1 protein-coding gene is annotated in these 600 nt (G+C 66.2%); it reads right to left on the bottom strand.

The genetic code is table 11. The features are described 5' to 3' along the window. On the bottom strand, positions 1-600 hold a 600-nt coding region (gene tnpC / locus NKI16_RS34015), incomplete at both ends, for an IS66 family transposase (protein WP_352924831.1).

The following is a 600-nucleotide window of genomic DNA, read 5'->3' as shown; positions in this document are numbered from 1 at the left end:
GATGGCGCGCTCGACGGTGTTGGAGTCGATTTCGATCCGGCCGTCAGTGAGGAAGCGCTCCAGCGCGGCACGCCGGCCGAGTGCATAGCGGATCGCCTCGGCGGGCTTCGATTTTCCCGACAGCTTGGGCAGCTCCTTTTCCCACAGCGCAAAGAGAGCGGCAACGACGGCGGCGGATTTCTCCTGACGCGCAGTTATCCGTACTGCCGGGTCCTGGCCGCGTACGGCCTCCTCGGCGGCCCACAGTGGGGCCATCTGCGCCACCGTCTGCGAGGCGATAACGGAGGAGCCTGCGGCATGCAGTTCGTAGAACTTGCGCCGCACGTGCGACCAGCACGCCGCCAGCGTCACGCCGTCATTGCCCCGATCGGATCGGGCCAGCCGGTTATAGGCGGCGTATCCGTCGACTTGCAGGATGCCGCGATAGCCGTCCAGATGACGGGCGACACATTCGCCGGCGCGGCTGTCCTCGAAGCGATAGACAACAATGGGCGGTCCACTGCCGCCAAAGGGCCGATCATCGCGGACATAGGTCCAGAGGTAGGCCGTCTTGGCCTTGCCAGATCCCGGCGCCAGCGTTGGCAGCGTGGTCTCATCGGC

The organism is Mesorhizobium sp. M0698, assembly GCF_040320455.1.
GTDB lineage: Bacteria > Pseudomonadota > Alphaproteobacteria > Rhizobiales > Rhizobiaceae > Mesorhizobium.
Note: the sequence above shows the minus strand (reverse complement) of the source record. Positions and strands in the feature narration are given on the sequence as shown.